A 12,849-nucleotide genomic window follows, 5' to 3' on the forward strand; every position below is an offset into this window, starting at 1 on the left:
GACAATACGACCTTCTAGCACATAATCTATAATGTTGGCTTGTTCACCAGCGATAATCCATTCCTTCAGACAACTGAGCGTTGCATACAACACTTGGCATCTTAATCCATTCATAAATAAGTGTTGAATAGAACGAACTGGCTTGGTGCCTTCTCCAATAATTAGAATGAGTTCATCAAAGTCATACAACATCGAACCGTGAAAATACTCTCCCGGCTTTCTATACGAAATAACACCTATCGAATCTTCCTGCAACAATTCATCATACATCAGGTTTAATTTGGTTAGCTGCACTTCTCCCTCCATATCTGCAAGGCGGCTATGACCGCAAATTGGATATTTGGATACATGTGATCATTTCTACATAAATAAGAGACTTCCTTCTTCAATTGTATAAATTTTTATCTTATTCACTTATTTTTTTCAGTGTTACCCAAGCGTTTGCATCAGCAAAAGTTCGATTCCACACACCAATTCCTCCAAGCTTCAGCGATTTGGCAAGTTCTACTCTTGCCTCAAGAGATACCTGATCCTCCAGCCAAATCTTTTTGACCACACCATCTTCTGTATACTCAACATAATTTTGACCTTCGGAAGCTCTAAACTTAGGCTTCAACTTAAATTTGGCTATGATATCCGCTGCTGCCTCCATACCAAGTGATTTGGAGGTGACCTTAATCTTCCCTTCTTTGGGAGTCTCGGACCACACGCGAGTATATAATGGAATACCTAAAACCACTTTTTGAGGCGGCACTTCATCTTCCTGAATAATTCGCTTAATTGACGCTTCCGTCCATGGTAGCGAGGCGACAGAACCAGCCTTTGGACTAGCCGCCCAATGTTCATCATATGCCATTACCATGAGGTAATCTGTGATGGTGCCTAATGATTTTCGATCTAAAAAAGCTGACCACATCTCACTTTGAGATTTAGGCGTTACATCAATGGACAGTATCAAATCATGTTCCCGAGCCATCGGTTTAAGTTCCCGCAAAAATTGGGTGACATTTGGGCCATCTTTCGTATGAACATTTTCAAAGTCAATATTAATACCGTCCAGATCATTTTCTAGGGCAAGTGAAATCATCTGATCTACAATCGACTTTCGACGTTCAAAGGTGGACAAAGCTTCTGTTGTTAATTCGGGATTAAAGCTGTTGCTCAACAAGCCCCAAACCTCAATCCCTTTGCGATGTGCCCAGCTGACATAGGCAGGATCTGCCTTGCTTTCTACAGTACCTTCATGATCGACGACACTGAACCACGTAGGGCTCACCACATTTACTCCAGGCATAGGATCAAACTTGGAAGGATCGGGCTTGCGATTATAGACAGCTTCCCAAGCGAGGTTTACTAATCTACCCTCCCAATGTTTTTCCGAGATGGACAAATCGTCCTTAACCGAAGGGATCACAAGCTCTTCTCCTTCAGCGACATGGTCTGACTTAATGTATCCTGCATAACCATTGTCTAACTGAACAAAATACCAATCTCCCTGTTTGGACCAAATACGCACCTTCGTCCGCTGAGATATATCTGTCAAAATGAAAGATAGGCTAGAGGCTTCTTTACGTAAGGCGATTGTAGCATCCTGTGGGCCATCCTTCTTTTCTACACTCCCCAGCCTGACCTTCTCTCCAGCCTTCATTAGGATGACAGCACCAGTCACAGGGTCTTCGTGTATAGAAACGCCGTATACTTCACGTACAGCCTCTATCGGGATATATACCTCTCCACTGATTACCTGAGGGGTTGCGCTCAGCGCATATGTTTTACCATTCAGTTCCCCTTGTGCCTTCGAAACCTTCATATAGAGCAGGTTTTGTCTCGTCGCCATAATGACGGTTTGGCTGTCATCCTCGTAGCGAACCGTAGGATCAATTTTACTTTGCACCAATTTAAGCGGCATCAGCATGTTCTTGCCGGAGCTCTGAGCTTCATACCCAGTCAACTTTCCCTGCATAAAAATAGGACGGACACTGCCCTGCCAATCGGGTTTCTCGTGAAGGGGATTACCAAACCATACAACAGTAATTGCACATATAATCGCTGCAAATAATAGCAGGCTTGCCGCTCCTTTGAATCGTGAACGTTTACGGCGGCGTCTGGAATGATTTCTGGCCAATATTGAACCTCCATTGTATGAACTTTGAATTTCCGTATTTTGTAACCTCAACAGATTACTTAAAACAAAAATAAAGTGATTTAAACAAAAAAACGCGGTAAATCCCCGCTTATGGGGAATTCCTCACGTTTCCAATCCATTACAATATATACATACCGCACAAAAAACTTCTATTCCTTGTTTCGTTACGTTTGTTTGTTACTACAAGCTTTGCATACTCCGTGTAACTCCATACGATGTCCATGCACCTCGAAGCCTGTTTCCAACGCGGCATGGCGTTCCACATCGGCCAAATACGGATAACTGAAATCTTCAATCTTTCCGCATTTTTCGCAAATGATGTGATAGTGCTCCGAAATATTGGCATCATAACGACTGGCGTTATCTCCATAGGTCAACTCATGTACCATACCCGCTTCTATAAACATCTTTAAGTTATTATAAACCGTAGCCACACTCATACTTGGAAACTTGGACTCAAGCGCTCGATATATTTCATCTGCAGTCGGGTGCCCCATAGTTTCCATTAAATAGTTTAATATGGCATGACGCTGGGGTGTTATGCGTACACCTGTCTTCTTCAGAAGTTCCAAAGCATGCTGGACGCGTGCTGCCATATATGTCCACCGCCTTATCCCTTACTTACGATCCTATCAATTACCACGCATCTATTTACAATTCACTTCTAAACCTACTCACATTGTACGGTCTACTCAAGTTTCTTGTCAACGCGCCGTATTGTCGCCGGATATTCCTATAGAGGTATCTGTCTCAGAAGCTCCCGGTTCAGCCGCAGAGCTTTCAGATGTATCGGGCGCAGTCGTACCCCCGGAATCATCCAAGTCGGGTAACGACGGCATCAGTAACTTTTTAATGGTTAAATTACTGTTGCCCTCTACGTTGATCGCATACTTGCCTGTCCCGTTTTGGCCTGAAATACTTTTACTGTCTATTTTAAATGGAAAATCGGATTGAAGATTACCATAACTGCTTGAACCCTCTAACTGAAAATCTCCATTCGACGGAAGATCCAATACGATATCACCGACAGCACTGTATATTTTCCAATCTCCGCCTATCTGCTCGCTATGCACTTTGATAGAGCCATTAAGCGAATTTGCATTCAGCTTGGCTGTAGAATTCAGCACATTCATGTCACCATTCTGAGTATCTACGGTGATGTCCCCTTCCGAACGAGCGAGCTGAATATCACCTACCATGGTGTGCAGTGTCACAGCTCCTTCAATATCGCCTGCTTGCATGTCGCCACGGTTCGTGCGCACATCCACATCTCCAGAAATCCGATGCAATTTAACCTGACCGTTCAGCGTGCCTCCCTTGACATTGCCGATAGCGTCATTAACAGTGAGATTTCCATTACCGCTCTCAAGCCGAATGCTGTCAATTGCATCAACTCCATTCAAGGAAATATTCCCGTTGGAGGTTCTAATCTGCACATTGAACCGCCGGTCCTCCGGCACGGTGATCAGCATGTTCACACGAGGCTGACGTTTGCTTGATGCTCCGTACGACTTTGCCTCCGGACGAATCTGGATAGTCTTGCCGTCGGTAGAAGTCAGTGAAGAAGCTTGAGCAATCTTGTCCGCTTCGGCAGCAGGCGCTTGATCCACCCATAGAGTCCCTCGTACCTCTATATTGGACACAGGCCGTCTGATCAGTGTTACATCACCATTAACCGAATCAACTACTAAATCGGACGTCTGCATAGTTACAGGTACCAGCATACCACCCATATCATACCGATTCTCTTTAGCCTGGCTAAAATCCATAGAGGCTGACGTCAGATTGAGACTGACCCGGTTCCACAGATACATATAATGATTTTGCTGGGTCACGATAAAAACCGAGGCTGCCACTACCAAAGCGGACAGAATCCCCTTTAGGTCAGGTCTGAATCGCCTTCCGTTGTCAGACTTGCCTTCTTTCCGATAGTACATGGCAAAAAAAATCAGATACTCCAGTCCCCAAAGCACAAAGATTACGGGCCACCAAACGAGGAGCTGAAGCATATATTCAGTATTTTGAAACACATCTACAATAAGCAAAATGCCTACAGCCATCAACAGAAGCGAAGAGGTGTAGCGCCCGACTCTTATTTTGCGGTGCACGCCAGCTTCACCCTCTTTCTTTCAACTTTTTACGCTTAAAGTTCAGAAAGGCTTCCCTTAGAAAAAGGAATAAACCGATCATCATTAATAAAATGGCCAGCGTAAGGAATCCATAATCCTCAAAGAAATTACTCAACCAGCGAGGTTTCATGCGAAACAAAATCATAAGTCCACCGCCTGCCACCATTAGCACAGCAAAAGCAAAGCCTCTCTCCCATGCATAAAAAGGACTACTTTGCTGGCCTCTAGCATCCATTCGTGCATAACGATCTGGCTTACGCCGATAACGAACCATGTAATCTGCTGACTGTAAGACATCATATACATTATAAAAATATAAAATGGGTATGAACAATCCAAGCAAAATAAGTAATGGAATGTTGATCCTCAAGCCGTCAGAGGAAACATACAACATCGCAAAAATATCTAGCAGGAGCAATACAATAAAACTAAGCCCCCTAATAAACAGTCCTAAAAAAAGATGTCCCAGTCCGGGTAACAATGCCGCCATGATAATAGCAATCACTTTGCGAAATTTAGCGTATTTTAGACGTTTCCCCTGTCTGGGCTGTTCCCGCTGTTCCGATGCTTGTAGCTGTCCAGCCTCTCCAGACGGTAACGGTTGTTCCGAGTTCATGCCATCCTCCCCTTTGAATCCCATGCGTGGCTCCGCTGAAAATACTTCGATGCTTACATAGTACCCCAATCGGATTTAAGAGTAACTGTTAAAAAAAGGTAGACTATTACTCGACGGAGACAGCAGCTATATCTTCCCATTGTCGTAAATCAGCTGCAATACGTACGGGATTAAAATCATGACGGGACAGCACCTCTAGGGAAACCTCCATACTCTGCCGATCTGGATGTAATTCGTGAAATGGGACATTTTCATGTTCTTTAATCATTATTTTACGTATTTCCACTTTTTCTTGCTCTAAATAAGTCGAAATCTGCTCCAGCAATCCGTGAGACGACAATCCGTACAATGTAATAAGATGACGCTTGCGTCCACGCATATATCGGAGTTCGACTTTGTTAAATACCCATAAATTTAAAAACACGAGCACCGTTGCCGCAATAGACGGGAAATAAAAGCCTGCTCCGACCCCAAGACCAATGGCAGCCACGACCCAAATGGAAGCCGCAGTCGTTAGTCCGGTAATGGATTTACCTGTGAACATAATCGTCCCTGCACCCAAAAAGCCTACGCCAGTGATTACAGCCGTAGCCAAACGAGCGGGATCTATGCGTACATTAGCTTCTTTAATAAAATCGGCAAAGCCGTAAATGGAGAGTAGCATAATCAGCGTCGAACCAAGACTGACCATAATATGAGTCCTCAAACCAGCTGCGTGATTGGAACGTTCGCGTTCAAAGCCAATGAATCCACCGAGAAGCATGGACAGCAAAAGCCGTAAAATGATATGTGAATCGTCTATAATCCACGGATTATTCATTCAAGTCACTCCTCCCGGTTATGTCGTACTTCCCACTCCGGGTGCGCGGTTTGTGGGCTTATGTGCATTTTTAATGCCAATTTAATGATATTTCAATGCTATTCCAACTTATGCAGATGGTAGGTGGTTAATTCCACGCCTGGGGCGACCTCCGCCGCAGATACGGGGCGAAAGCCATGTTTTCGATACAATGTCACCGCAGGAGTATTTAAAGTTCCTGTAGAGACAATAAACAACGGGATATTTTGATATTCACTCAAAACATGCTTCATTAAAGAGTCCGCAATGCCTTTACGAAAATGATCCGGGTGAACCATCATACGTGTAAGGGTAAGCGAATCGGGCGACTCAGACTGCACAGCCAGTGCTCCTAGCAATTCACCGTCCTCCAGCCACCCATAAAAAGACTCTCCACAGCTTTTCAGCGTATCCAATGTATCCATCAGTGGAGGAATCTCATCAAACCCAATCAGCTCAGCTTCCAACCTATAGGCAACGTGCTGTAGACGCCATATCTGACTGACGATATCATCATCTTCCAATGAACATAGGGTAACCATGCTGTTTTCCCTCCTAAGGAAACTCATAAAATGCCATCAGGATTCTAAAGCTTGTTCGCGCCAACCGTTCTCAGCGTCTATGCAAAAGGGGCCTGTCCCTAAAAGACAAGCCCCTGTCAAATCTATGCCATTAGCGGTTCAGCACTTCCGTCAGCAACTTATTAGCAAGACCAGGGTTTGCCTTCCCCTTGCTCTCCTTCATCACTTGACCGACTAGGAAGCCGATGGCCTTTTGCTTGCCAGCTTTGTAATCTTCGACCGATTGCGGGTTAGCTGCTACAACTTGTTCGACAATCGTCAGGATTGCACCCTCATCACTGATTTGTACAAGCCCGTTTTCTTCAACAATTTGCTGTGGCAGTTTATCACTTTCCAGCATTTCCTTGAAGACCGTTTTAGCGATTTTGCTATTGATCGTTCCCTTCTCCAGCAGTCCGATCATTTCACCCAAGCCCCGTCCGGTCAATTTAACCTGCGACAGCTCCACACCGGCACTGTTCAAATAACCGAGTAAATCCCCCATAATCCAGTTGGATACTGCTTTGGCATCCTTGGTGAATTGAAGGCTATCCTCGAACAAATCGGCCAATGGCTTGGAGGACGTAATCACCTGGGCATCATACTCAGGTAATCCATATTCCGAAGTGTAGCGTGCTTTACGCTGGTCAGGCAATTCAGGAATCGAAGCACGAATGCGTTCTTTCCATTCCTCATCTATATGCAGTGTAACGAGATCCGGGTCTGGGAAATAACGATAGTCATGGGCCTGTTCCTTACCACGCATGGATAAAGTTTTACCTTGCGCTTCATCCCAACGACGTGTCTCCTGTACAATCGTTCCGCCTTCGTCCAGCGTCTGCTCCTGGCGGAACTGTTCATATTCCAGTCCGCGCTGTACGCCACGGAAGGAGTTCATGTTTTTCAGTTCCGCTTTAGTTCCCAGCTCTTTTTGTCCATGCGGACGAAGGCTGATATTCGCGTCGCAGCGAAGTGATCCTTCCTCCATCTTCACATCGGATACGTCACAATACTGCATAATGGCACGTATTTTTTCCAGATAGGCCTTGGCTTCTTCCGGCGAAGATATTTCCGGCTCCGAAACGATCTCGACCAATGGTGTGCCAACCCGGTTAAAATCGACCAAAGATGCGTAGCCACCATCAACATGTGTTAATTTCCCTGCGTCTTCTTCCAGATGCAGTCGGGTAATACCGATACGCTTTGTCTCACCATTCACTTCAATATCAATCCAGCCATTTTCGCCAATGGGTTGATCGTATTGTGAGATTTGGTAAGCCTTAGGTGAGTCGGGGTAAAAATAGTTCTTGCGGTCAAACTTGCTCACATCAGCAATGGTGCAATTCAGCGCCATTGCTGCTTTCATCGCATAATCAACGGCCTGACGGTTCAATACCGGCAGCACCCCTGGATGACCGAGACAGACCGGGCATGTATGAGAGTTGGGTGGTGCTCCGAAGGATGTCGAGCATCCACAGAATATTTTAGACTTCGTATGCAATTCCACGTGCACTTCAAGTCCGATGACCGTCTCATATTTGGATGTAGTTGTAGACATGAATAGGTTCCCTCCTTTTTGGCAAATTACAGCTGCGGACGCTGCTTGTGAAATTCGGTATTTTGTTCAAAAGCATGAGCTACGCGTAGCACGGAAGACTCGTCAAAGGCTTTTCCGATAATTTGTAGTCCGACTGGCATTCCATCCGCAAGACCACACGGAATGCTGATGGCTGGCACACCAGCCAAGCTTACCGGAATCGTCAAAATATCGTTCAAATACATTGTTAATGGATCGTCCACTTGCGAGCCGATTTTGAAAGCAGTTGTCGGTGCAGTAGGTCCGATAATCACATCATATTGTTCAAATACACGATCAAAATCCTGTTTAATCAGTGTGCGCACTTTTTGAGCTTTCAAATAATAGGCATCGTAGTACCCGGAGCTGAGTGCATAGGTACCCAGCATAATCCGACGCTTCACCTCGGGACCAAACCCCTGCGTACGGGACTGATGGTATAGATCAAGCAGGTTGTCCGGATTGTCAGAACGCACACCATAGCGCACGCCGTCAAAACGGGCCAGATTGGATGACGCTTCGGATGAAGCCAGCAGGTAATATGTAGCTACCGCATATTCTGTGTGAGGGAGAGACACTTCTTCCCAAACAGCACCCAGTCCTTCCAGCGTTTTCAGTGCATCCAGCACCTTTTCCTTGACCTGAGGATCGACGCCCTCACCAAGATACTCTTTAGGCACAGCGATACGAAGTCCTTTTACATCCCCGGTTAAAGCGTTCAAATAATCAGGAATGTCTACCTTCGCAGAAGTGGAGTCCTTCTGGTCATAACCTGCAATGGCTTGTAGGACATAGGCTGAATCCTGAACATTTTTAGTAATGGGTCCAATTTGGTCTAAAGAGGAGGCAAAAGCCACCAGTCCAAAACGGGATACTAGACCATAGGTTGGTTTCAGGCCAACTACACCGCAGTAAGAAGCAGGCTGGCGAATGGAACCACCTGTATCCGAACCGAGTGTGAAATAAGCCTCACCCGCTGCAACAGCCGCAGCTGAGCCGCCACTGGAACCGCCGGGAACACGTTCTAAATCCCAAGGGTTACGTGCAGGGAAAAAGCTGGAGTTCTCGTTAGAGCCGCCCATGGCGAATTCGTCCATGTTCATTTTACCGAGTGTCACGGTTTGCGCTGCGCGTAACTTGCTAACAACTGTGGCATCGTAAACGGGATCAAAATTTTTCAAAAACTGACTGCCACATGTTGTACGCAGCCCCTCTGTCACGATATTATCCTTAATACCAACCGGCAGGCCAAACAACAGCCCTCTTTCCTCTCCGGAAATCAGCTGATCATCCAGCTGACGTGCGGATGCACGGGCCTGTTCCTCGTCAACGGTAATATAAGCTCTGATCTTGTCTTCCCGCGCACCAATCGTCTCCAGAGCGTGTCCCACCAGATCACTCACGGAAATTTCCTTTTGATGCAGCTTGTTATGTATCTCGGGCAATGTGTTATTGAACAAGCTCAATTTGCATCCTCCTTTCAAATATGAGATCTATTCCAGAACAGCAGGAACCTTAAACTGTCCGTCTTCTTCTTCAGGTGCATTGCGCATCACTTGCTCATGTGTCAAACTTTCGCGAACTTCGTCGTCTCGCATGACATTGCTGACGTGCAGCACATGAGTGGTCGGTTTTACCTGCTCCGTATCCAGCTCATTCAGCTTCTCCGCATAATGGAGAATGGCGTTTAATTGTCCTGTCATCGTTTCTTCCTCAGCCGCGGTCAGATTCAACCTGGACAGCTTGGCTACGTGACGGACATCTTCCGTGGAAATGTTCATACAAAACCCTCCTCATGTATATGAGGATTTTGCAAAAAATTCTATAGGCGGCTTCCAATGAGCAAGATATAGATCAAAATGGTTTAGTTCATCTATATATTGCACTTCGGAGCGACTGGAATTGAATTTTGCAAAATCCTGATATTAAAAAATGCTGCACCGAACTTCGAAATAACGTTTTTAATTATAGGATAGAACCCTTTACAATTCAATCTTTGACGCGGTACAGAAGCAAACTGTACATCAATGAGGTAAATGTTGCTAAAAGGATATAAAAAAAGCACCTCTCGGTGCTCTTTCGAGAAAACTATAGGAGCTGAGATTGTGCCCATTATATATTTTTAAAAAGAGTCGGCAGTAGCCGACTCCTATATCCAAGCACGCAAATTGACTTGTCTGATAAAATCAGCCTGTGACAACAACTCTGCCGCGGTTTCTTCTTCCTCTTCAGTCTCTACCGAATCAAGACCACCGTTCATTACATGCTTGAACAGTTTCTCATTATGAGTAGCAAGGGCGTAATCTATCAGCGCTTCACGCTCAATCCGCTCGGCTTCCAGCTTGAGAATACTCTCTTCCAGCTCGATGTCCCCGGATGGTACAAAAAAGTTGCGGTTCACCTTCGGTACGCGAATGACATAGTCAAAAGCATTGTCCGCATTACGGTCGTAAGCAATGATATAACCATGTTCGCCCACAGGAAGATTCTGCTCAAAAGCATCCGCGACGATCATAATTCTAGCTCCTAAATGATGCATCGTTAGCCCCCCCGTTTGTCTGAACTTATCTGCTAAGTCTACTAAAAAAAAAGTAGCTTGTCTATATCATCTATGTATCTTCATAATCGACCGTCTCCACGTCCCAACCTGTGTTCATTCAGCCTCACATGCCAGTTTTGTGAAGGGATTCCGCTCCGTCGTTTCACCTTTTTCCAAGTCATGATCTTCGGCTCGGAACCTACCACAGAATCTTCAATATCTATTATATTGGGAACACGGAAACTACCTCCAATCTCACGTTGTACCCCAAATATATGTTTTCTTTTCATTCTTGCTCCCCCTTGTGATCTGACGGCCTCATGCCTCTTTATCCTCTTAATGGGCAAAAAAAAGAACGCAAACCGGGATTCATCCACAGCTTGCGTGCTTCGCGAGTTTAGTATGTAACTTTAATAAATTTATGTTAACAAAAATAAAAACCTTTGTCTATACATAATTTATAATTTGTTGTCGAAATGGGGCAAAACCTGTCACACCTTTGATTTTGCCCCTACTGAAAACGTTCATCACATTTACCGGATATACGGATTATTAGCTTTCTCATAACCGATAGACGTTTTGGGACCGTGACCGGAATAGACTGTAACGTCATCTCCGAGCGGAAACAATTTGTTCTGAATAGAATCGTATAGATCCCGTTCCCGGCCACCCGTCAGATCCGTGCGTCCGACGCCCTGACGAAATAGCACATCCCCGGAAAAAAGATCTTTGCCGCACAAAAAGCTGACACTTCCGGGTGAATGGCCCGGTGTATGGAAAACCCGGAACGTGTGCCCGATCAGGTTCAATTGCTGACCTTCTGCCAAATCATATTCGGCAGGTTCCGTCGAGATCGGAGGGGATGCCTCTGGCCACATCAAGGAACCATTCAGCTTAGGAGATGTGAGCCAGTCTTGCTCCAAGGCGTGCAGATAAACCGGGCAGCCTTTGGTATTGCGAATCTCCTCTACTCCACCGATATGGTCAAAATGGGCATGAGTCAGCAGGATAGCTTCAATGGTCAGTGGCTCAATAGCTCTGAGCAAAGGACCCGGATTCATCCCCGGATCAATAATAACGGCGCGCTGCGGATCATCCCCTTGAAGCAAATAAGCATTTGTTTGGAGAGGACCGAGATTAAAGCTGCGAATAGATAACGTCATAAGTTAAAATCCCGAGATCAGCTCGCGTAATTCCTGAACAATTACAGGATGGACCTCGGTTCCCTCCCCATATTTTTCAGCCATTTCTTTACGAGCAACTGCGATTTTTTCTTGATAATCATCAGCTTCCCGATCTGGATTTTCACGTTTGAATCCAATCATAATTTGTTGGACATGTGCAGGGCGTGGTCCCCAGTGGCCAAGTACGTGACCTCCTGTATCCGCAAAAATCACAATCGGAACAGCACGTCCACCCATTGTCAGGAAGTCATCCATCAGCGCCTGATGGTTTTCCAAGATTAATACTTCGGTCGGAATCCCGCTATTCTCCAGCGCACGGAACACAACTGGCACATTGCGCACCACGTCCCCACACCAGTCGGCAGCCAAAATAAGCACGCGCAGATCATCCCGATGGTTCAAGCTTTCAAAATACTCTCGATCCTCTTCGCGATTCCACACAAACTGATCGTACCCAGAGCGGAAGGCTTCTTTGTTCTTTTCCATGCCCTCCATAAACTGTTCAGGGCTTAAGCCCTTTCCGAAGTATTGCGATACATTAGTACGGCTCATGTTATACACTTCCTTTTTTGTTTTTGGACAAAATCCACTTGATAACAAAATAAATGATCAAGAGTGCAAGGGCAACCAGCAAAATCGGTTTGATGTAAGGTGCTGCCACTTCGTCAATTTGCTCCCACTTGTCTCCTAGCAGCATACCTAAATATATAAACAAAACAGACCAAGGTATAATCGCTAGCGTTGTCAAAATAGTAAAGCGCCATACGTTCATTCGAGCCAACCCGGCAGGGATTGAGATGGCATGACGCACAACAGGAATAAAGCGAGCTGTGAAAATGACCCCTGTGCCGTATTTGTTAAACCAGGCTTCAGCATGGTCGACATGACTTTTTTTGATAAGTATGTATTTCCCATACTTATCTAATACCGGTCTGCCGCCATAGCGCCCAATCCAGTAAATGAATAGCTGGGCCAGCACCCCGCCAATCGTTCCAAAAACGACTGCACCAAAAAAATTAATATGACCCGAGGATACCAAAAAGCCACCATAAGCGAGGACAATTTCGCTTGGAATGACCTCAACCATCAAGCCTAGCATAATACCAAAATACCCAAGACTACGAATGATCTCAAACAAATAATTAATGATACTAGATATTTGGTCCACTTCTCTTCCCACTCCCTGCCTGTTTCTCTATTTTCATTAGTGTATCACAGCGGCAGAACAAGTCGCCACTTCGCCCAAATAGGGAGGTCAGTG

The 12,849-nt window shown here is 45.5% G+C and carries 15 protein-coding genes (1 of these 15 cut by a window edge); all 15 read right to left on the reverse strand.

Features of this window, described 5'->3' with window-relative positions:
* A protein-coding gene (locus ACUUJN_RS21970) for a nucleotidyltransferase-like protein (protein ID WP_023990251.1) crosses the window boundary here: on the reverse strand, positions 1-294 show its beginning. The gene continues 585 nt to the left of window position 1, outside the view; only the first 294 of its 879 coding nucleotides appear in the window; its start codon is at positions 292-294; its stop codon lies off the left edge, out of view.
* A 112-nt stretch (positions 295-406) separates the two neighbouring features.
* The gene (locus tag ACUUJN_RS21975) at positions 407-2,125 is read right to left on the reverse strand and encodes a glycosyl hydrolase family 18 protein (RefSeq protein ID WP_023990252.1); all 1,719 of its coding nucleotides are present in this window, start codon (positions 2,123-2,125) and stop codon (positions 407-409) included.
* Positions 2,126-2,310: 185 nt separating this feature from the next.
* Positions 2,311-2,742 carry a Fur family transcriptional regulator gene (locus ACUUJN_RS21980; protein ID WP_013311903.1) on the reverse strand — a complete coding sequence of 144 codons (432 nt, stop codon included), beginning with the start codon at positions 2,740-2,742 and terminating at the stop codon, positions 2,311-2,313.
* Between the two features lie 108 nt (positions 2,743-2,850).
* Positions 2,851-4,254: a DUF4097 family beta strand repeat-containing protein gene (locus ACUUJN_RS21985; RefSeq protein WP_028541863.1), complete on the reverse strand. Its 1,404-nt coding sequence runs from the start codon at positions 4,252-4,254 to the stop codon at positions 2,851-2,853.
* 7 nt (positions 4,255-4,261) lie between these two features.
* Positions 4,262-4,915: a hypothetical protein gene (locus tag ACUUJN_RS21990; protein ID WP_023990254.1), complete on the reverse strand. Its 654-nt coding sequence runs from the start codon at positions 4,913-4,915 to the stop codon at positions 4,262-4,264.
* Between the two features lie 82 nt (positions 4,916-4,997).
* On the reverse strand, positions 4,998-5,711 hold the full coding sequence (locus tag ACUUJN_RS21995; protein WP_023990255.1) for an MgtC/SapB family protein: 714 nt from the start codon (positions 5,709-5,711) through the stop codon (positions 4,998-5,000).
* A 98-nt stretch (positions 5,712-5,809) separates the two neighbouring features.
* Positions 5,810-6,271 (reverse strand): GNAT family N-acetyltransferase, encoded by a 462-nt coding sequence (locus ACUUJN_RS22000; protein WP_484668927.1) that lies wholly within the window; start codon positions 6,269-6,271, stop codon positions 5,810-5,812.
* Positions 6,272-6,401: 130 nt separating this feature from the next.
* On the reverse strand, positions 6,402-7,847 hold the full coding sequence (gene gatB, locus ACUUJN_RS22005; RefSeq protein WP_484668928.1) for an Asp-tRNA(Asn)/Glu-tRNA(Gln) amidotransferase subunit GatB: 1,446 nt from the start codon (positions 7,845-7,847) through the stop codon (positions 6,402-6,404).
* 26 nt (positions 7,848-7,873) lie between these two features.
* The gene (gene gatA, locus ACUUJN_RS22010) at positions 7,874-9,331 is read right to left on the reverse strand and encodes an Asp-tRNA(Asn)/Glu-tRNA(Gln) amidotransferase subunit GatA (RefSeq protein ID WP_023990257.1); all 1,458 of its coding nucleotides are present in this window, start codon (positions 9,329-9,331) and stop codon (positions 7,874-7,876) included.
* Positions 9,332-9,358: 27 nt separating this feature from the next.
* Complete coding sequence (gene gatC, locus ACUUJN_RS22015) at positions 9,359-9,646, reverse strand: Asp-tRNA(Asn)/Glu-tRNA(Gln) amidotransferase subunit GatC (protein ID WP_013311910.1); 288 nt, start codon at positions 9,644-9,646, stop codon at positions 9,359-9,361.
* A gap of 368 nt (positions 9,647-10,014) precedes the next feature.
* Positions 10,015-10,404: a hypothetical protein gene (locus ACUUJN_RS22020; protein ID WP_013311911.1), complete on the reverse strand. Its 390-nt coding sequence runs from the start codon at positions 10,402-10,404 to the stop codon at positions 10,015-10,017.
* Between the two features lie 80 nt (positions 10,405-10,484).
* Positions 10,485-10,694: a hypothetical protein gene (locus ACUUJN_RS22025; protein ID WP_023990258.1), complete on the reverse strand. Its 210-nt coding sequence runs from the start codon at positions 10,692-10,694 to the stop codon at positions 10,485-10,487.
* A 243-nt stretch (positions 10,695-10,937) separates the two neighbouring features.
* Positions 10,938-11,567, reverse strand: coding sequence for an MBL fold metallo-hydrolase (locus ACUUJN_RS22030; RefSeq protein WP_023990259.1), 630 nt, complete (start codon positions 11,565-11,567; stop codon positions 10,938-10,940).
* A gap of 3 nt (positions 11,568-11,570) precedes the next feature.
* The gene (locus ACUUJN_RS22035) at positions 11,571-12,140 is read right to left on the reverse strand and encodes a thioredoxin family protein (protein WP_013311914.1); all 570 of its coding nucleotides are present in this window, start codon (positions 12,138-12,140) and stop codon (positions 11,571-11,573) included.
* A 1-nt stretch (position 12,141) separates the two neighbouring features.
* Complete coding sequence (gene uptA / locus ACUUJN_RS22040; protein ID WP_013311915.1) at positions 12,142-12,756, reverse strand: undecaprenyl phosphate transporter UptA; 615 nt, start codon at positions 12,754-12,756, stop codon at positions 12,142-12,144.
* Positions 12,757-12,849: the final 93 nt, after the last annotated feature.

The organism is Paenibacillus sp. LRG-1 (assembly GCF_057220305.1).

Bases quoted from the DNA above. Each gene is read 5' to 3' on its own strand.
- ACUUJN_RS22000 (WP_484668927.1), bottom strand. From the start codon at position 6,271: ATGGTTACCCTATGTTCATTGGAAGATGATGATATCGTCAGTCAGATA.
- gatC (WP_013311910.1), bottom strand. From the start codon at position 9,646: ATGAACATTTCCACGGAAGATGTCCGTCACGTAGCCAAGCTGTCCAGG.
- ACUUJN_RS22035 (WP_013311914.1), bottom strand. From the start codon at position 12,140: ATGAGCCGTACTAATGTATCGCAATACTTCGGAAAGGGCTTAAGCCCT.
- ACUUJN_RS21990 (WP_023990254.1), bottom strand. From the start codon at position 4,915: ATGGGATTCAAAGGGGAGGATGGCATGAACTCGGAACAACCGTTACCG.
- ACUUJN_RS21995 (WP_023990255.1), bottom strand. From the start codon at position 5,711: ATGAATAATCCGTGGATTATAGACGATTCACATATCATTTTACGGCTT.
- ACUUJN_RS21980 (WP_013311903.1), bottom strand. From the start codon at position 2,742: ATGGCAGCACGCGTCCAGCATGCTTTGGAACTTCTGAAGAAGACAGGT.
- ACUUJN_RS22030 (WP_023990259.1), bottom strand. From the start codon at position 11,567: ATGACGTTATCTATTCGCAGCTTTAATCTCGGTCCTCTCCAAACAAAT.
- ACUUJN_RS22020 (WP_013311911.1), bottom strand. From the start codon at position 10,404: ATGCATCATTTAGGAGCTAGAATTATGATCGTCGCGGATGCTTTTGAG.
- ACUUJN_RS22025 (WP_023990258.1), bottom strand. From the start codon at position 10,694: ATGAAAAGAAAACATATATTTGGGGTACAACGTGAGATTGGAGGTAGT.
- gatB (WP_484668928.1), bottom strand. From the start codon at position 7,847: ATGTCTACAACTACATCCAAATATGAGACGGTCATCGGACTTGAAGTG.